Annotated in this window: 18 protein-coding genes; 11 read left to right on the plus strand and 7 right to left on the minus strand. The window is 69.5% G+C overall.

Going from position 1 to position 15,835, the window contains the following annotated elements:
- Positions 1 to 114 precede the first annotated feature (114 nt).
- Positions 115 to 849 carry a 3-deoxy-manno-octulosonate cytidylyltransferase gene (locus BRESU_RS02980; protein ID WP_013268014.1) on the minus strand — a complete coding sequence of 245 codons (735 nt, stop codon included), beginning with the start codon at positions 847 to 849 and terminating at the stop codon, positions 115 to 117.
- A 172-nt stretch (positions 850 to 1,021) separates the two neighbouring features.
- On the opposite strand from BRESU_RS02980, the gene BRESU_RS02985 reads away from it, so the two are divergent.
- Positions 1,022 to 1,735, plus strand: coding sequence for a c-type cytochrome (locus tag BRESU_RS02985; protein WP_245528590.1), 714 nt, complete (start codon positions 1,022 to 1,024; stop codon positions 1,733 to 1,735).
- Between the two features lie 54 nt (positions 1,736 to 1,789).
- On the opposite strand, the gene BRESU_RS02990 is transcribed toward BRESU_RS02985, so the two are convergent.
- The gene (locus BRESU_RS02990) at positions 1,790 to 2,587 is read right to left on the minus strand and encodes a C40 family peptidase (protein ID WP_013268016.1); all 798 of its coding nucleotides are present in this window, start codon (positions 2,585 to 2,587) and stop codon (positions 1,790 to 1,792) included.
- A gap of 137 nt (positions 2,588 to 2,724) precedes the next feature.
- On the opposite strand from BRESU_RS02990, the gene BRESU_RS02995 reads away from it, so the two are divergent.
- The gene (locus tag BRESU_RS02995; RefSeq protein WP_013268017.1) at positions 2,725 to 3,228 is read left to right on the plus strand and encodes a hypothetical protein; all 504 of its coding nucleotides are present in this window, start codon (positions 2,725 to 2,727) and stop codon (positions 3,226 to 3,228) included.
- On the opposite strand, the gene BRESU_RS03000 is transcribed toward BRESU_RS02995, so the two are convergent.
- Entirely contained in the window at positions 3,192 to 4,589 is a 1,398-nt protein-coding gene (locus tag BRESU_RS03000; protein WP_013268018.1) for a leucyl aminopeptidase family protein, read from the minus strand. The two genes, BRESU_RS02995 and BRESU_RS03000, sit on opposite strands and share 37 nt — an antisense overlap.
- Before the next feature lie 80 nt (positions 4,590 to 4,669).
- On the opposite strand from BRESU_RS03000, the gene BRESU_RS03005 reads away from it, so the two are divergent.
- On the plus strand, positions 4,670 to 5,497 hold the full coding sequence (locus BRESU_RS03005) for a tetratricopeptide repeat protein (RefSeq protein WP_013268019.1): 828 nt from the start codon (positions 4,670 to 4,672) through the stop codon (positions 5,495 to 5,497).
- A 3-nt stretch (positions 5,498 to 5,500) separates the two neighbouring features.
- Here BRESU_RS03005 and BRESU_RS03010 read toward each other — a convergent pair whose 3' ends face one another.
- Positions 5,501 to 6,070: a DUF4168 domain-containing protein gene (locus BRESU_RS03010; RefSeq protein ID WP_013268020.1), complete on the minus strand. Its 570-nt coding sequence runs from the start codon at positions 6,068 to 6,070 to the stop codon at positions 5,501 to 5,503.
- A 145-nt stretch (positions 6,071 to 6,215) separates the two neighbouring features.
- Between BRESU_RS03010 and BRESU_RS03015 the strand changes: the two genes are divergently transcribed.
- The 3 genes from BRESU_RS03015 to thrS are packed head-to-tail and all read left to right on the plus strand — an operon-like array spanning position 6,216 to position 8,871.
- Positions 6,216 to 6,671, plus strand: a complete 456-nt coding sequence (locus BRESU_RS03015; protein ID WP_013268021.1) for an iron-sulfur cluster assembly scaffold protein — start codon at positions 6,216 to 6,218, stop codon at positions 6,669 to 6,671.
- Positions 6,668 to 6,955 carry a membrane protein insertion efficiency factor YidD gene (gene yidD, locus BRESU_RS17065; RefSeq protein WP_013268022.1) on the plus strand — a complete coding sequence of 96 codons (288 nt, stop codon included), beginning with the start codon at positions 6,668 to 6,670 and terminating at the stop codon, positions 6,953 to 6,955. The genes BRESU_RS03015 and yidD overlap by 4 nt, the downstream gene beginning before the upstream one ends.
- Positions 6,952 to 8,871 carry a threonine--tRNA ligase gene (gene thrS, locus BRESU_RS03020; RefSeq protein WP_013268023.1) on the plus strand — a complete coding sequence of 640 codons (1,920 nt, stop codon included), beginning with the start codon at positions 6,952 to 6,954 and terminating at the stop codon, positions 8,869 to 8,871. The genes yidD and thrS overlap by 4 nt, the downstream gene beginning before the upstream one ends.
- On the opposite strand, the gene BRESU_RS03025 is transcribed toward thrS, so the two are convergent.
- Positions 8,872 to 9,072, minus strand: a complete 201-nt coding sequence (locus tag BRESU_RS03025) for a hypothetical protein (RefSeq protein ID WP_013268024.1) — start codon at positions 9,070 to 9,072, stop codon at positions 8,872 to 8,874.
- Positions 9,073 to 9,174: 102 nt separating this feature from the next.
- Here BRESU_RS03025 and BRESU_RS03030 point away from each other — a divergent pair, with 102 nt between their 5' ends.
- The 4 genes from BRESU_RS03030 (at position 9,175) to BRESU_RS03045 (ending at position 14,028) form a co-directional block, all read left to right on the plus strand.
- A complete protein-coding gene (locus BRESU_RS03030; RefSeq protein WP_013268025.1) occupies positions 9,175 to 9,882 on the plus strand; it encodes a Crp/Fnr family transcriptional regulator in 708 nt (235 codons plus the stop codon).
- A 77-nt stretch (positions 9,883 to 9,959) separates the two neighbouring features.
- On the plus strand, positions 9,960 to 10,463 hold the full coding sequence (locus BRESU_RS03035; RefSeq protein ID WP_013268026.1) for a YciE/YciF ferroxidase family protein: 504 nt from the start codon (positions 9,960 to 9,962) through the stop codon (positions 10,461 to 10,463).
- 168 nt (positions 10,464 to 10,631) lie between these two features.
- Complete coding sequence (locus BRESU_RS03040) at positions 10,632 to 11,837, plus strand: acetyl-CoA C-acetyltransferase (RefSeq protein WP_013268027.1); 1,206 nt, start codon at positions 10,632 to 10,634, stop codon at positions 11,835 to 11,837.
- 13 nt (positions 11,838 to 11,850) lie between these two features.
- Positions 11,851 to 14,028, plus strand: a complete 2,178-nt coding sequence (locus BRESU_RS03045; RefSeq protein ID WP_013268028.1) for a 3-hydroxyacyl-CoA dehydrogenase NAD-binding domain-containing protein — start codon at positions 11,851 to 11,853, stop codon at positions 14,026 to 14,028.
- A 66-nt stretch (positions 14,029 to 14,094) separates the two neighbouring features.
- On the opposite strand, the gene BRESU_RS03050 is transcribed toward BRESU_RS03045, so the two are convergent.
- On the minus strand, positions 14,095 to 14,607 hold the full coding sequence (locus BRESU_RS03050) for a surface-adhesin E family protein (RefSeq protein WP_013268029.1): 513 nt from the start codon (positions 14,605 to 14,607) through the stop codon (positions 14,095 to 14,097).
- A gap of 99 nt (positions 14,608 to 14,706) precedes the next feature.
- Between BRESU_RS03050 and BRESU_RS03055 the strand changes: the two genes are divergently transcribed.
- Positions 14,707 to 15,597, plus strand: coding sequence for an alpha/beta fold hydrolase (locus BRESU_RS03055; protein ID WP_013268030.1), 891 nt, complete (start codon positions 14,707 to 14,709; stop codon positions 15,595 to 15,597).
- A 30-nt stretch (positions 15,598 to 15,627) separates the two neighbouring features.
- Here the strand turns inward: BRESU_RS03055 and BRESU_RS03060 are convergent, their stop codons facing one another.
- The gene (locus BRESU_RS03060) at positions 15,628 to 15,834 is read right to left on the minus strand and encodes a hypothetical protein (protein ID WP_013268031.1); all 207 of its coding nucleotides are present in this window, start codon (positions 15,832 to 15,834) and stop codon (positions 15,628 to 15,630) included.
- Position 15,835: the final 1 nt, after the last annotated feature.

The following is a 15,835-nucleotide window of genomic DNA, read 5'->3' on the forward strand; positions in this document are numbered from 1 at the left end:
TCCATTGAGTGCAAGTCGCTGAATTTCTTGCCCTTCAATTGCACTCGTTTGGACTCTGTGAGTCCAACGGACCGAAAGGCCGGTCGGGGTTTGGAAGCAGGTGCCCCGGGGGGATCAGCCGGCGGTCGCGGCCAGCGCCCGCGCCGCTTGCAGATCGGCCGGGTTGTCGACCGAGATCGGGGCCTCGGCGATCACGGCGGCCCAGATCGACAGGCCCATCTCCAGCGCCCGCAGCTGTTCCAGCTTCTCGCGCTTCTCCAGAGGCGAGGGCGGGGCGGTGCAGAACCGCTTCAGGGCTTCGCGGCGATAGCCGTAGACGCCGATGTGGCGCCACACGGGCGCGTCTCCGTACAGGGTCGAGCGGGTGAAATAGAGCGCCCGCCCGTGGCGGTGACCCTCTTCGAGAGCCAGCACAGCCTTGACCACATCGACGTTGGTCCGGTCCGACGGCTCGCTTTCGGGCGCGACCAGGGTGGCGATGTCGCAGGAGGGCTCGCCGTGCAGCAGGGCCGCGCAGGCCGTGGCGATGCCCGGATCGGCGAAGGGCATGTCGCCCTGCAGATTGATGACCGCGTCATACTCGCCGTCGGGATCCAGCGTCTCCAGCGCCGCCAGCACGCGGTCGGACCCGCTGGGCAGGTCCGGGTCGGTCAGGACCGCGCGCCCGCCCACGGCCTCGATGGCGGCGACGATCTCGGGATCCCCGGCGGCCACCGCCACCGGCAGGCCGGAATCCATCGCCCGCTCCCAGGCCCGCACGATCATCGACCGGCCGCCGATGTCGGCCAGGGGCTTGCCGGGCAGGCGCGTGGCGGCCATCCGGGTGGGGATCAGGATCAGAGGCGTCATCGATGCGTTTCCTGGCTGCGACTTACCGACACCCGCGAACAGGGGCCGGGCCGGTTGCGAAGGCGGCGCTAGCGTGTCAGAGACCCCCACGCAAGAAATTCGCCCGGATTGCTGCAGTGCAACGGGCCTCTAGAAGACGGGATGCGACGACGCGATGAGCGGCGATCTGAAGTTGAACAAGATTTTCGGTGCGGGCCTGGCGACGGCGTTCGCGATCCTGATGGTCCAGCAGGTGTCCCAGGCGGTCTATACGACCGAGACACCGGAAAAGGCCGGCTACTTCGTCAACGCGCCGGAAGAAGCCGCCGCCGGGGCCGAGGAAGTCGAACTGATGCCGGATTGGGGCACCGTCCTGCCGGTCGCCGACCTGGCTGCCGGCGAGGCCGCCTTCGCGCGCTGCCAGGGCTGCCACAACGTGGCCCAGGGCGGCGCGAACGGCACGGGCCCGAACCTGTACGGCGTGGTCGGTGGTCCGGTCATGCATGCCGCGGGCTTCGCCTATTCGGACGCCATGGCGGCGCACAAGGCCGAGGCCCCGACCTGGGGTTATGACGAGCTGGATCAGTTCCTCCTCGCCCCGGCCAAATATGTTCCGGGCACCAAGATGTCGTTCGCCGGTCTGCGGGACACGGAAGCGCGCGTGAACCTGATCGCCTATCTGCGCAGCCAAGGCTCGGGCGGTTATGCGATCCCCGCGCCCGATCCGACCCGTCAACCCGGTGCCGCCGCGCCGGCCGAGGGGGCCGCCCCCGCCGCCGACGGCGCCGCCGCCGTCCAGGGCGAAGGCGCCGCCGCCCCGACGGATGGCACCGTGGGCACGGCTCCGGTCCAGGAAGCCCCGGCCGCTCCGCCTGCGGCGGACAGCCCGGCTCCGCCGAACGCCTGATCGGCGGTCTCGGACAGACTTCGGACAGGCGGCCTTCGGGCCGCCTGTTTGCGTTCAGGGGGTCAGGCGGCGGAAGACGGCCGGCTGGAAGCCGTCGGCCAGATACCGGGCGTCCGCCTCGGCGAAGGCCTCGACCACCACCGCGCCGTGATGGCCGGTGGCGTGCAGGACGCGCGCCTGATCCAGCATGAAGGCCGAATGGCCGGTCCAGCTCTGGCCCGGCTGGATGTTCAGCCAGACGGCGAGATCGCCGCGGCGGGCTTCGGCGCGCGAGACGGCCTGGCCGAGTTCGGCCTGGTGATGCGAGCGGCGCGGTGCGGCGAGGCCACAGGCCAGCAGGGCCTGCTGCACCAGGCCCGAACAGTCGGTGGCGAGGGACGACCGCGCGCCGAGCGCATGGGGCACGCCCACCAGCCGTTCCGCCACGGTGACCGGGTCTGTTTCGAAATCGCCGATCTCGACCAGACCGGCCTGCGCGGCCTCTCCGCTCCGGACCAGGGCGTTCAGCGGCAGGTCGCCGTCGACAGCGGCGATCCGGTGGGTGGGGAGGGCACCCGCCCCGCCGAGAGCCTCGGCGTCCATCCAGCCGACGGTACCGTCCCGGCGAGCCTGGCCCCAGACGCGACCCCCGCGCCGCTCCAGAGCGTCGAAGATCTCGCCGAACAGAAGCTGATCGACCCGTTCCGAGGCCGGCGAGGCCTCGGCGTGAATATCGGCCAAGGCCTGGACACAGCGCAGCGGCTCGGTCGCCCGGTAGGCCTGCGCCCGGACACGGCCTTCCAGCGTCAGCGCGGCCAGATCAGGCCGGGCCAGCGTGGTCGCCGGATCGAGGGTGGCAGAGGGGTCGGTCAAACGCGAAGGCCCTGACGATTGGCCCACCCTTTTGCCCGACGAAGGCGAAAGTCCCGTTAATGGCGCGACGCAGTCCGGATATCTTGAATCCCGGTCGGAGAACGCCAGTTCAGTCGGGCGTGGCCAGGGAGGGACGGATGCTGCTGGTGCTTGCAGGGATGGTGGTGGTCATCGGCGTGATGCGAGCCTTTCCGGACACGGAGATCGGGCGGGCGCTGAACCGCTGGCTGGTCGAGGCTCCCGCGCGCGGCTTGAACCGGCTGAGGCGCGGCCGGATCGCCTTCTACGCCCTTCTGGCCATGGCCGGAGTCGGGCTGGTGGTGCTGTTCGAGGCCGACGGGATGCGGCTGTTCGGGTTGATGCTCCCCGACACGCTGGCATGGTTCGCCCTGTTCGATGTCGGGGTCTTCGTCGACGCCCTGCTGATCGCGGGTGCCATCGCGGCCACGAACGGTCTGCGCGCGATCCGGGCCCAGGCGATCGCTGTGCCCCGTCTTGTCCGGACAATGGCGCGCCGGGGCGCTGCGCGCGCCCGCCGGGTGCCCAGATCGTCATCCCCACCGACGGAAGGCCCCTCCGACGGAGACGGTCGACCGTGGGGTGTTCAGACGATGCCGTATCGCGCTTTCAGCATCGCATAGGCGGCGCGCAGGCCCTGTGCCTCGCCACCTTCGGGATGGCCGGGGCGGTTGCGGCTGTTCCAGGCGAAGACGTCCAGATGGGCCCAGGCACCCGTCGTCGGCGCGAATTTCTGCAGGAACAGGGCCGCGGTGATCGAGCCGCCCTGGGCCCAGGCGGCGGAGTCATTCCTGACGTCGGCGATGTCCGACTCGATCGCGGCCCGGTAACCGGCCCACAGCGGCATTCGCCACAGGGGGTCTCGCACGGCCGTCGCGGCCGCCAGAAGGTCGGCGGCGAGCGCCTCGTCATCGGTGTAGAGCGGCGGCAGTTCGGGGCCGAGGGCGACGCGCGCGGCCCCGGTCAGGGTGGCGAAATCCAGCGTCAGGTCGGGCTCGTGCTCGCCGGCCCGCGTCAGGGCGTCGGCGAGGATCAGGCGGCCTTCCGCATCCGTATTGCCGATCTCGATCGTCAGCCCCCTGCGGCTGGCCAGCACGTCTCCGGGCCGGAAGGCGTCGGCGGAAATGGCGTTCTCCACCGCCGCGACCAGCACCACCAGCCGCACGTCAAGGCCCGCCTGCATGACCAGACGGGCCAGGGCCAGGACGTGGGCCGCGCCGCCCATGTCCTTCTTCATGTTGCGCATCCCGCCCGCGGACTTGATGTCCAGTCCGCCCGAATCGAAGGCGACGCCCTTGCCGACCAGGGCGATCAGCGGCCGGTCGGTCCGGTCCATCCGCCAGCCGATCTCGATGAGGCGCGGGGCACGGTGCGGGGCGGCGGCGCGGCCCACGGCATGGATGGCCGGATAGGTCTCCTCCAGCAGGGCATCGCCGGTCACGACCGCGATCGAGGCCCCGTGAGCCTCGGCGATCTCGCGGGCGATGGTCTCCATCTGCAGGGGGCCCATGTCGGCGGCGGGGGTGTCGACCATCTCGCGCGCCAGGGCGCAGGCGGCGGCGATGCGGCCCGCCTCGGCGGCCTCGAAGCCCTCCGGCGCGACCAGACGCACCTCGTCCTCGTCCTTGCGCGGCTTGTAGCGGTCGAACCGGTAGCGGCCGAGCAGGAAGGCCAGGGCGGCCACGCGGGCCTGCTCCGGTTCAGCCTCCAGTCGATAGAGGCCGGCCGGCAGCCGGGCCGACAGGGCGCGCGCGCTCATCGGATCGAAGGTCTTGCCCGTGCCGACCAGCACATGGTCGATGCCGCCGTCCGGGCCCGGCACGACCACGACCTGTCCCGGCTTGCCCGTGAAACCCAGTCGCCCGGCCCAGGCGCGGCCCTCCGCTGCGACCTCCCCCGACGGGCCGACGAAGCGGACCGGGACGGCGGTCGCCGCCTCGGGCGCATCGGCGGGGACGATCGGATCGGGAGCGACGACGGACATGGAGGGCCTTGGATACGGATTAACCAATGATTGACGCGAAGAGCGGACTCTGCGGGTCGAAGACATTCGCCGGGTGACCCATGTCGCGCAATCGCTCCCTGATCTCAATGACCCTGGCGGCCCTGTCGCTCGCCGGAGCGGGCGCGGCCGTCGCGCAGACCGCCGATCCCGCAGCGGCGTCCGCGCCGCGCCAGCCGGCCTCGGCCGAGGAGAGGGCCGCCTACGGCCGCCTGGATCCTCTGGCCCGGTCGGTGTTCTGGTCGCGCGAGATGGAGGTGAACCCCGCCGACCCGGTGGCGGGCGTCCGTCTGGTCGAGGCCCTGCGCCAGCTGGGCCAGTTCGATCAGGCCACCACCGTCGGTCAGCAGGTGCTGGTGATCCAGCCGCAGAACGTCGAGGCGATGCTGGAGATCGGGCGCACCCAGATCGCCCGGGGACAGGCCTTCTACGGCATCGCGCCGCTGGAACAGGCGCGCAGCCTGGCACCCACCGACTGGCGCCCGCTGTCGCTGCTGGGTGTGGCCTATCAGCAGGTCAGCCGCACGGCCGATGCCCGGGAGGCCTGGAACGCGGCCCTGACCCTGTCGCCGGACAATCCCGAGGTCCTGACCAACGCCGCCATGGCCCTGGCCACCGACGGGGATGCCCCGGGAGCCGAGACCCTGTTGCGCCGCGCCGTCACCCAGCCGGCCGCGACGCAGAAGATGCGACTGAACCTGGCCATGGTTCTGGGGCTCCAGGGCAAGACGGGCGAGGCGGAGCAGATCATCCGCCGCGAGCTTCCCCCTGCCTCGGCCGAGCGGAACCTGCAGTGGCTGCGCAGCCAGGGCCGGACGGCCGCGCCCGCGACGTCCGACACGACCGCCCTGGCGTCAGCCCGAACCTGGTCCTCGCTGCAGGGCCAGTAGGCGTCAGTCCGCCTTGACGTCGGCCAGCTCCAGACGGGCGCGCAGGCGTTCGTCGGAAGACACGGCCTGGGCGATGGCGTTGAACCGGTCCAGAGCCAGACCCGAGGCCGACACGGCAGAGGCCATGGCGGCCTGCTGCTCGGTCGTGGGGGCCGAGCCGTCGGTCGGGGCCGCCGCGCGCACCTGAACCATGGCCGCCCCGAACTGGGCGATCTCGGCGTCGGTCACCGAGGCGGCGACGGAGCCGGCCGGAGAGTCCGGGGTCGCCAGCACGGCGAGGCGCGCCTGCAGCACCTCATCGGTCGAGACGGCGGTGGCGAGCGCGTTGAAGGCGGTGATGTCCATGCCGGACGACGAGACCGCCGCGGCCATGGCGGCCTGCTGTTCGGCGTTCGGCGCGCTGCCGTCGGTCGGGGCGGCGGCGCGGACGGCGCTCATCGCCGTGCCGAAGGCCTGGAGCTGGGCGTCGGAATATTCGGTCGCCTGGGTCACGGCCACGGGTGCGGCCAGGGCACCGGTGGCGACCCCCGTCAGGGCGAGGGCGGATACGGCGGCGATCAGGGTCAGGCGCATGGGTGTTCCTTGGCAGTTTCGAGACAGACGTGTCGGGGACGGAGGAAGGCTAGCCAGCCCTCAACTCTGTGACAAATGCACGGTTCCTGACGATGGGCCGCGCGCCCATCTTCTCCCGGTGCCCCGCCCCGCCTATCTTGGCCGGATGATCGACGACCTTTACAGCGCGCGCATCCTGACGCTGGCGGCGAACCTGCCTCACGCCGGGCGGCTGACGGCCCCGGAAGGCACGGGCGACCGGACCGCGAAGCTGTGCGGATCGCGCGCCATCGTCGACGTCACCCTCGACGCCGACGGGCGCGTGGCCGGGTTCGCCCAGGACGTGAAGGCCTGCGCCCTGGGCCAGGCGGCCGCGGGGGTTCTCGGCGAGGCGGTCATCGGGGCCTCCGATGCGGAACTCCGGGCCGCCCGCGACGCCATGCTGGCCATGCTGAAGTCCGGCGGCGACGGACCGGACGGTCGCTTCGAGGGCCTGCGCGCGCTGAAACAGGTCGCCGCCTATCCCGCGCGCCACGCCTCGACCATGGTGGCCATCGAGGCGACTTTGGAGGCCGTATCCCAGGCTCAGGGCGTCCACGCCCCGCGTACCGGCGCCGCGTGACGGATCACGGCCCGCCCCTCGAGACGCCCGTCACCCTGTACGAACGCGGGGTGCGCGCGGCGCATCGCGGCTACAAGCTGACGCTCAGCCCGTTCTTCGGCCAGTCCTGCCGGTTCCTGCCGACCTGTTCGGATTACGGCCGCGACGCCCTGATACGGCATGGTCTGCGAAAGGGGGGGTGGCTGACGCTGCGCAGGCTCTGTAAATGCCACCCCTTCGGCGGTTCGGGATACGACCCCGTGCCTGCAAAAGACGCACCGCCCCTTGAGACTGAAGACCGATGATCCAGCTGACCTTTCCCGACGGCGCGACGCGTGAGTATCCGGCCGGATCGACCGCGCGCGACGTGGCCCATGCCATCTCGCCGTCGCTGGCCAAGAAGGCCGTCCTGGCCGAACTGAACGGCGAGCAGCGCGACCTGAACCGTGTGCTGGAGACGGGCGGATCGTTCCGCCTGATCATGCGCGACGACCCCGAGGCGCTCTACACCATCCGCCACGACACGGCCCACGTGCTGGCCGAGGCCGTGCAGACGCTGTTTCCCGGCACCCAGGTCACGATCGGCCCGGCCATCGAGGACGGCTTCTATTACGACTTCTTCCGCGAGACGCCCTTCTCGACCGACGACTTCGCCGCCATCGAGAAGGAGATGTCGCGGATCGTGGATCGCGACGCGAAGTTCGAGCGCGAGGTCTGGGACCGCGACGAGGCGATCACCTTCTTCGAAGCGAAGGGCGAGAAGTTCAAGGCCGAGCTGATCCGCGATCTGCCGGGCGACCAGACGATCACCCTGTACAAGCAGGGCGACTGGATCGACCTGTGCCGGGGCCCGCACTTCCCGTCGACGAAGTCGGTGGGCAAGGCGTTCAAGCTGACCAAGCTGGCGGGGGCCTACTGGCGGGGCGATTCCAACCGCGAGCAGCTGCAGCGCATCTACGGCACCGCCTGGGCCACCAAGGACGATCTCGACGCCTATCTGCTGCGCATCGAGGAGGCCGAGAAGCGGGATCACCGCAAGCTGGGCCGCCAGATGGAGCTCTTCCACATGCAGGAAGAGGGCCGGGGGATGGTCTTCTGGCACCCCAAGGGCTGGATCCTGTGGCAGGTCATCGAGGCCTATATGCGCCGCCGCCTGGACGCCGCGGGCTATGTCGAGGTCAAGACGCCCCAGGTGCTGGATCGCAAATTCTGGGAGGCCTCCGGCCACTGGGAGAAATACCGGCCCAACATGTTCGTCTGCGAGACGGTGGAGGGCGAGACCCTCAGCCTGAAGCCGATGAACTGCCCGGGCCACGTGCAGATCTTCGGCATCGGCCAGCGGTCGTACCGCGAGCTGCCGCTGCGCATGGCCGAGTTCGGGGCCTGCCACCGCTACGAGCCGTCGGGAGCCCTGCACGGGCTGATGCGGGTGCGCGGCTTCACCCAGGACGACGCCCATATCTTCTGCCGCGAGGACCAGATCGTGGAGGAGACGCGCCGGTTCATCGAACTGACCCGGATCGTCCACGCCGACCTCGGCATGCAGACGGCCTACATCAACCTGGCGACGCGCCCGGACGTGCGGGCGGGATCGGACGAATTCTGGGACAAGGCGGAGGGCATGCTGGGCGAGGCGGCGCGCCTGGCCGGGGTCGATCCGGTCATCGCCGAGGGCGACGGCGCCTTCTATGCGCCCAAGCTGGATTTCGTGGTCAAGGACGCCATCGGCCGCGAATGGACGTGCGGAACGCTGCAGCTGGACTACGTCCTGCCCGAGCGACTGAACGCCGAATACGTCGGCGAGGACGGGCAGAAGCACCGGCCGGTCATGCTGCACCGGGCCATCCTGGGATCGTTCGAACGCTTCATCGGCATCATGATCGAGAACTACGCGGGAGCCTTCCCGCTGTGGCTCGCGCCGGTCCAGGCGGTGGTTGCCACCATCACCTCGGACGCTGACGGCTATGCCGAAGAGGTGGCCGCGAAGTTCAAGGCGGCGGGCCTGAGGGTCGAGACCGACCTCCGGAACGAGAAGGTCGGTTACAAGGTGCGCGAACACTCGGTCGGCAAGGTGCCGGTCATCGCCGTGGTCGGCCGCAACGAGGCCGAACAGGGCCAGGTCGCCATCCGCCGCCTTGGCTCCCAGGCCCAGACGGTGGTCTCGGTCGAGGAGGCCATCCGCATCCTGACCGAAGAAGCGACGCCGCCCGACCTGCGCTAGTCAGCGCCGATCCTGGGCCAGTCGGCGGATCGTGGCGATGCGGACGTCGTCGAGCAGGATATGGGCCGCGATCCCGCTGGTGTGGGTCTGCAGCAGGGCTTCGGCCTGGGCCCGCGCCTCGGCTTCGCTCTCGGCATCGAGCGCCTCCATATGGGGCGTTCCCATGATGTCGCGCTCGATGAAGCAGAAATAGGTCGGCAAGGGCGGGCTCCTGAACAGACCGTGAACTAGCACGCTGTTCGCCCGAACTGTGCCCGGTGCCGCACACAGGGATCGCAGACGGGCCTGAAGCGTTGCGGTGGAATGTCAGACCCAGTCGAAAACCGCTTCGTATCCGGCCTCGCTGCCGAGGATGCCGCCGCCCTGAAACCCCTGCTGCGCCGGGTATCGGTCACGGTGGATCAGACCGTCGTGGACCAGGGCGCGCCCGTCGATCAGGTCCATTTTCCGATCGACGCGCAGTTCGCCAACCTGATCCGGTTCTCCGACGGCAGCGCGATCGAGACCGCCGTCATCGGCTGCGAGGGCCTGACGGGTCTGGCTCCCGTCATGGCCAACCTGACGTGCGGGTGGGAGATCGTGTGTCGCGCGTCGGGCGAGGCCTGGGTGGCCAGCGCCCAGGCGCTCCGGACGCTTGCGGCTGAACGACCGATGATCATGGCGCGGCTGCTGGCGCTGACCGACCTGTATCAGGCCCAGGCCGCGCAGGCCGCCGCCTGCAATGCCGAACATCCCGTGCCCGACCGGATCGCCCGCTGGTTTCTGACGGCCGACGACCTGTCCCCCCGCGACGTGATGACCTTCCGTCAGGAGGAGCTGGCGCGTCTGATCGGCGCGCGCCGTTCCACCGTCAGCGAGGCGGCCTCCCAGCTGAAGCGGCGAAAGCTCGTGTCCTACAACCGGGGCATCATCCGCATCATCGACCGCCCCGGTCTCGAGGCCGCGGCCTGCGAATGCTACCGCATGCTCAAACCACGCCTGGACGCGCTGTACGATGTGGCGGCGGCGTGACCGGAGTCGCCTTGACGACATAGGAACCGGCGTTCTTGCAGTGGCTTCTAGGGGCTCACACCAACGGAGCCCTCCCCATGGCCGACAAGACCCTCGACACCCTGTTCCACGACACGCTCAAGGACATCTATTACGCCGAGCGCAAGATCCTGAAGTCCCTGCCCAAGATGCAGCGCGCGGCCCAGTCGCCCGAGCTGAAGGCGGCCTTCGAGAAGCACAAGGGCCAGACCGAGGGCCAGATCGAACGCCTGCAGCAGGTGTTCGAGATCATCGGCAAGCCTGCCCGCGGCAAGACCTGCGACGCCATCGAGGGCATCCTGGCCGAGGGCGACGAGATCGCCGAGGAATACAAGGGCACGGCGGCCCTCGACGCCGGACTGCTGGCGGCGGCCCAGGCCGTCGAACACTATGAGATCACCCGCTACGGCACGCTGAAGCGCTGGGCCCTGGTGCTCGGTCTCGACGACGCGGCGGCCCTGCTGGACGAGACCCTGCAGGAAGAGTCCCAGACCGACGAGGATCTGACCGCGATCGCCGACGCCGCCGTCAATGCCGAGGCCATGCAGGGCAAGGCGGCCTAGGGTCGAAGCCTCCAGAGAATGTGAAGCCGGCGGGGGCGACCTCGCCGGCTTTCGCTTGCCCGGGCACCGCCTCTGGCCTTCAATGGGACCAGCCATTACTTGACGTTGACGTAAACGTAGGCTTTAGACGCCCCAGCGTCGAAACCGTCCTCTTTGGAGACCCACCCGATGACCGAAGCCTATATCTACGACGCCGTGCGGACGCCGCGCGGCAAGGGCAAGAAGGACGGATCGCTGCACGAGATCACCGGGCTGAGCCTGGCGACCCAGGTGCTGGAGGCCCTGCGCGACCGCAACGGCCTGGATACCTCGAAGGTCGACGACGTCATCCTGGGCTGCGTGACCCCGATCGGCGAACTGGGCGCGGACATCGCCCGCACCGCCGTCCTCGCGGCCGGCTGGGACCAGAGCGTCGCCGGCGTCCAGATCAACCGCTTCTGCGCCTCGGGCCTGGAAGCCGTGAACATGGCGGCCGCCAAGGTGAAGTCCGGCGAGGCCGACTTCGCCGTCGGCGGTGGCGTCGAGGCCATGAGCCGCGTGCCCATGGGCTCGGACGGCGGGGCCTGGCCGGTCGATCCGTCCAGCGCCTTCCCGACCTATTTCGTGCCCCAGGGCGTGTCGGCCGACATGATCGCGTCCAAGTACGGCTTCAGCCGGGACGACGTCGACGCCTACTCGATGGAGTCGCACAAGCGCGCCGCCGCCGCCTGGGCCGACGGGCGCTTCGGCAAGTCGGTCGTGCCGGTCAAGAACCAGCTGGGCCTGGTCCATCTGGACCGCGACGAGACGATCCGTCCGAACACCGACATGCAGTCGCTGGGCGGCCTGAACCCGTCCTTCGCCATGATGGGCGAGATGGCGTTCGACGCCGTGATCAACCAGCGCTACCCCGAGGTCGAGCGCGTCAACCACGTCCACACGCCCGGCAACTCGTCGGGCATCGTCGATGGCTCGGCCGGGGTGCTGATCGGCACGCTGGAGGCCGGCAAGGCGCTGGGCCTGACGCCGCGCGCCCGCATCAAGGGGGCCGCCTCGATCGGGTCGGAGCCCTCGATCATGCTGACGGGTCCGGAGTTCGTGACCAAGAAGCTGCTCGGCAAGCTGGGCATGACCGTCGCCGACATCGATGTGTGGGAGCTGAACGAGGCCTTCGCCGCCGTCGTGCTGCGCTACATGCAGGCGCTGGACATCCCGCACGACAAGATGAACGTGAACGGCGGCGGCATCTCCATGGGCCACCCGCTGGGGGCCACGGGTGCCATGATCACCGGCATCGCGCTCGACGAGCTGGAGCGCTCCGGCAAGGAGACCGCCCTGATCACCCTGTGCATCGGCGGCGGCATGGGCACCGCCACCGTCATCGAACGCGTCTGAGGGAACTGATCCAATGGAAAACTTCAAGATCGACGTCGACGCCGACGGCATCGCCCTGATCACCTTCGACGTCCCCGGACGGTCGATGAACACCCTGACCGGCAAGGTCATGGACGAGCTGCCGGCCCTGGTCGAACGCATCAAGACCGACGACGCCATCAAGGGCGCGGTCATCACCTCGGGCAAGGCTTCCGGCTTCTGCGCCGGGGCGGACCTGGGCGACATGGCGTCGGGACTGCTGTCCGGCTCGGGCGACTTGCAGGCGGCGTACGACGCCGGCTGGAAGATGAACGGCGCCCTGCGCGCGCTGGAGACCTGTGGCAAGCCGGTCGCCGCCGCGATCAACGGCCTGGCGCTCGGCGGCGGGCTGGAGGTCACCCTGGCCTGTCACTACCGCGTGGTCGGCGACAGCCCCAAGATCCAGCTGGGCCTGCCCGAGATCAAGGTCGGCCTGTTCCCCGGCGGTGGCGGCACCCAGCGTCTGACGCGTCTGATCGGCGTCCAGGCGGCGATGACGGCGATGAGCTCGGGCTCGTCGTGGCGTCCGAACGACGCCAAGGGCGCGGGCGTGGTGCATGAGGTCGTGCCCGCGGGCACCGAGGTCGAGGCCGCCAAGGCCTGGATCAAGGGCGGCGGCAAGGCCGTCCAGCCGTGGGACGACAAGTCGTTCAAGCTGCCGGGCGGCGGCCCCTACCACCCGGCCGGCATCCAGAACTTCCTCGTCGGCAATGCGATGATCCGCAAGCAGTCGTACGGCAACTACCCGGCCGTCACCAACCTGATGAAGGCCGTCTATGAAGGCACCCAGGTGCCGATGGACGCGGCGCTCCGCATCGAGACCCGCTACTTCATCAAGACCCTGATGACGCCGCAGGCCCAGGGCATGATCCGCAGCCTGTTCCTGTCCAAGCAGGAGCTCGACAAGGGCGCGGTGCGTCCCGCCGGCATTCCCCAGTCGGACCCCAAGAAGGTCACCGTCATCGGCGCCGGCATGATGGGCGCGGGCATCGCCTATGTTCAGGCCCTCGCCGGCATCCAGACCATCCTGATCGACCGCGACCAGGACGCCGCCGACAAGGGCAAGGCCCATGTCGAGGAGTTGCTGAAGAAGCGGCTGTCGCGCGGTCAGCTGACCCAGGACAAGTTCGACGCCCTGCTGGCCTCGGTCGTCGCCACGACCGACTATGACCAGATCAAGGGTTCGGACCTGGTCATCGAGGCGGTGTTCGAGAACCGCGAGATCAAGGCGGATGTCACCAAGCGCGCCGAGGCCCAGCTGGAAGCCGGCGCCGTGTTCGGCTCCAACACCTCGACCCTGCCGATCACGGGCCTGGCCGAGGCCTCGGTCCGGCCCGAGGACTTCATCGGCATCCACTTCTTCTCGCCCGTCGACAAGATGATGCTGGTCGAGATCATCCTGGGTGAGAAGACCGGCCCGGCGGCGATCGCCAAGGCGCTGGACTACATCATCAAGATCAAGAAGACCCCGATCGTCGTCAACGACGGCCGCGGTTTCTACACCTCGCGCTGCTTCGGCACCTATGTGGCCGAGGGGCTGGCGATGCTGGAGGAGGGCTATGCCCCCGCCCTGATCGACAACCTGGGCCGGATGACCGGCATGCCGCGCGGGCCGCTGGAAATGCACGACGACGTCGCGCTGGACCTGTCGGTCAAGATCGCCAAGCAGACGGCCGAAGATCTGGGCGACGCCTATGTGCCGATCGAAGGCCACGAGATCGTCCGCAAGATGGTCGAGGACCTGGGTCGCTATGGTCGCAAGAACGGCAAGGGCTTCTACGACTACGACACCAAGCCCAAGAAACTCTGGTCCGGCCTGTCGGACCTGGCGACCGTCACCATCAACGACTCGACCCCCGAGCTGATCGAGGACCAGAAGCGCCGCCTGCTGTATCGCCAGGCCGTCGAGGTCGCGAAATGCTGGGAAGAGGGCGTCATCGACGACCCGCGCGAGGCCGACGTCGGCGCCATCCTGGCCTGGGGCTTCGCGCCCTGGACCGGCGGCCCCATCACCATGATCGACCAGATCGGTCTGAAGGCCTTCGTGGAACAGGCCGACGTCTATGCCGACCGCTACGGCGACCGCTTCCGCGTGCCGCAGCTGCTGCGCGACATGGCGGCAAAGGGCGAGACCTTCTACGGCAAGTTCGCCGGGGTGAAGGCCGCGGCCTGATCGTTTTGGACGTGTGAGACGAAGCCGGCCCCGGGCGCGATCCCGGGGCCGTTTTTCGTTCCGGGCTCAGGGCCGGCCGGCGTCGATCCAGGCGTTGACGCTGGGATAGGAGGGCCCGGGCGGGCGACGGTCCTCGCAGGCGATCACCCGGGCGCCTTCGTCCAGCGAGCCAGGCCGAATGGCCTCCCACGGCTCTCCGGTGGCGTAGGCTTCGGTCGGCTCGCCGTCCTCGAACACGTCCATCGCCTGATCGACATGCGTCTCGCGCGCGGCACACCGGATGCCGAACACATCCCGGGTATGGCTGTAATCCGTCGGATCGCCCTGTCGCGGGACCCGGGCGATGGTCACCGTCAGTTCGTCGCCGGTCCGCGCGATGCTGTTCACGTCGATCAGATAGCCGCGCTGGTCCGAGCGCGAGAAGACCCACCAGTCCGACCCGGCGGGCGCAGGCGTCTGGGTCGACGATTCCGGCGGGGCGGGGGCAGGGGGCACGGCCTCCTGCGCCGACACGGGCCCTGCCAGGGCCAGGGCGCCGCTCATGGCGGCCAGGGTGTTGAGCCGATAGCGTGTTCTCATAGCATCCTCCCCCGAGGTTCCTGAGCGCACTTCACGCCTGTGCGACGCGGATTTCAAGTGCGCCAACCAAATGCCGCGATAGCCGTTCAGGGGTTCGACATGCGCCGTTTCCTCCTGCTGATCCTCGCCCTGCTGACCCTGCCCGGTATGGCCGTGGCCCAGGCGAGGCCGTTCACCTCCGACCGGATCGTGGTGACCGTGCAGGGCAGCGGGCCCGACGTGATCCTGATCCCCGGCCTGGCCTCGACCGGCGAGGTCTGGCGGCGCACGGCGGACCGGCTCGACGACGGTCACCGCGTCCACATCGTTTCCGTAAGGGGCTTCGGCGACGTGCCGTCCGGAGCCAATACCAATGGGGCCCTGGTCGCGCCGGTCGCATCAGAGCTGCGCCGCTATATCGCCGAGACCCGACTGGACCGACCCGCCCTCATCGGTCATTCGATGGGGGGTCTGGTGGCGCTGAGAGCCGCCGCCGATGCCGGGCGTGACCGGCGGGGCGGCACCGTCGGCCGGGTCATGGTGGTGGACGCCACACCCTTCTTTCCGTCCCTGATCAGCCCGGGGGCCACGGTCGGCGACGTCGAGCCGATCGCCCGCATCGCCTATCAGGCCCTGCTGTTTCTCGGCGACGAGGCCCTGCGCATGCAGGGGTCCGCCCTGGGCGACCAGCTCGGCGGGGCCTCGGACAGCGTCTTCTCCGCCGTGGGCTGGCAGGGCGGCGACCGCCAGGTTCTGGCCCAGGGCCTGTACGAGGTCATGACCACCGACCTGCGCAGCCGCCTGCCCGACATCACGGCCCCCGTTACCGTCGTCTATGGCTGGAGCGCCGACGACCGCTCGCCCCGGTCACAGCTGGATGGCCTGTTCCAGGCCGGATACCGCAACCTGCCCCGGCCCGCCCGCTTCGAACGGATCGAGGGCGCCGAGCACATGGTCATGATCGACCAGCCGGGGCGGTTCCTGGCGGCGGTGACGCGGTTTCTGGGGTGAGCCCGGTCCGGGACGGTCCCGCCCGGACAGCTATGGATCGCGCCTGCGGGACTGCCGCTCCGCCACGGTCGTGATGACGACGGCGACGAACGTGACGCCGGCAGCGGCGAGCGCCGCCAGCATGACGCCGATCAACCCCATGCCGACGAACAGCTGAAGCGGCCCGCCGATTCGTACCGTGCCGATGGCGAACGCCAGAATGAAGGCGAGTAACGAGAGCCCGAACGCTTTTCCCAAG

It is taken from the genome of Brevundimonas subvibrioides ATCC 15264, from assembly GCF_000144605.1.
GTDB classification, from domain to species: Bacteria; Pseudomonadota; Alphaproteobacteria; order Caulobacterales; family Caulobacteraceae; genus Brevundimonas; species Brevundimonas subvibrioides.

Excerpts from the sequence above, each read along its gene's own strand:
- BRESU_RS02980 (WP_013268014.1), bottom strand. The coding sequence starts at position 849 with ATGACGCCTCTGATCCTGATCCCCACCCGGATGGCCGCCACGCGCCTG.
- BRESU_RS02995 (WP_013268017.1), top strand. The coding sequence starts at position 2,725 with ATGCTGCTGGTGCTTGCAGGGATGGTGGTGGTCATCGGCGTGATGCGA.
- BRESU_RS03000 (WP_013268018.1), bottom strand. The coding sequence starts at position 4,589 with ATGTCCGTCGTCGCTCCCGATCCGATCGTCCCCGCCGATGCGCCCGAG.
- BRESU_RS03005 (WP_013268019.1), top strand. The coding sequence starts at position 4,670 with ATGTCGCGCAATCGCTCCCTGATCTCAATGACCCTGGCGGCCCTGTCG.
- BRESU_RS03010 (WP_013268020.1), bottom strand. The coding sequence starts at position 6,070 with ATGCGCCTGACCCTGATCGCCGCCGTATCCGCCCTCGCCCTGACGGGG.
- BRESU_RS03015 (WP_013268021.1), top strand. The coding sequence starts at position 6,216 with ATGATCGACGACCTTTACAGCGCGCGCATCCTGACGCTGGCGGCGAAC.
- thrS (WP_013268023.1), top strand. The coding sequence starts at position 6,952 with ATGATCCAGCTGACCTTTCCCGACGGCGCGACGCGTGAGTATCCGGCC.
- BRESU_RS03030 (WP_013268025.1), top strand. The coding sequence starts at position 9,175 with ATGTCAGACCCAGTCGAAAACCGCTTCGTATCCGGCCTCGCTGCCGAG.
- BRESU_RS03035 (WP_013268026.1), top strand. The coding sequence starts at position 9,960 with ATGGCCGACAAGACCCTCGACACCCTGTTCCACGACACGCTCAAGGAC.
- BRESU_RS03040 (WP_013268027.1), top strand. The coding sequence starts at position 10,632 with ATGACCGAAGCCTATATCTACGACGCCGTGCGGACGCCGCGCGGCAAG.
- BRESU_RS03045 (WP_013268028.1), top strand. The coding sequence starts at position 11,851 with ATGGAAAACTTCAAGATCGACGTCGACGCCGACGGCATCGCCCTGATC.
- BRESU_RS03050 (WP_013268029.1), bottom strand. The coding sequence starts at position 14,607 with ATGAGAACACGCTATCGGCTCAACACCCTGGCCGCCATGAGCGGCGCC.
- BRESU_RS03055 (WP_013268030.1), top strand. The coding sequence starts at position 14,707 with ATGCGCCGTTTCCTCCTGCTGATCCTCGCCCTGCTGACCCTGCCCGGT.